Annotated in this window: 1 protein-coding gene; it reads right to left on the bottom strand. The window is 49.7% G+C overall.

Annotation, left to right across the window (positions count from 1 at the left end; translation table 11 throughout):
- Positions 1-356: DUF4366 domain-containing protein (locus tag OCV62_RS18135; RefSeq protein WP_262588386.1), on the bottom strand; the 356-nt coding region annotated here is incomplete at both ends.

Raw genomic sequence — 356 nt, 5'->3', positions numbered from 1 at the left:
GCAGCCGGCTCCTCTTTGACATTTTCATCTTCCATCAATGCCATCAAATCTGCTTCATCCACCTGGTTCAGAAAGTGAACAGCAGTCTTTTTATCCTCATTAGCCCTGTCGATCAAAATGTAAAAATAGTTGCCAGCCTTGGTGGTAACGGTAATGAGCTGCTTATTGCCACCAAAATCATCCACCAGAGCGGCATTGCCATCTGGTGTAAGTGCCGGTGCCGGTTCTGCTTCTTCCACAATCACATTGCTGTCATTGGTAGAATCCTCTGCCGGTGCCGCCGGAGCCTGTTCTGACCCCTGTGCGAAAGCAGGGATCGTAAAGCCAAATGCCACAACCATTGTCAGGCAAAGGGC

Source organism: Gallintestinimicrobium propionicum (genome assembly GCF_025567525.1).
GTDB classification, from domain to species: Bacteria; Bacillota; Clostridia; order Lachnospirales; family Lachnospiraceae; genus Gallintestinimicrobium; species Gallintestinimicrobium propionicum.
Note: the sequence above shows the minus strand (reverse complement) of the source record. Positions and strands in the feature narration are given on the sequence as shown.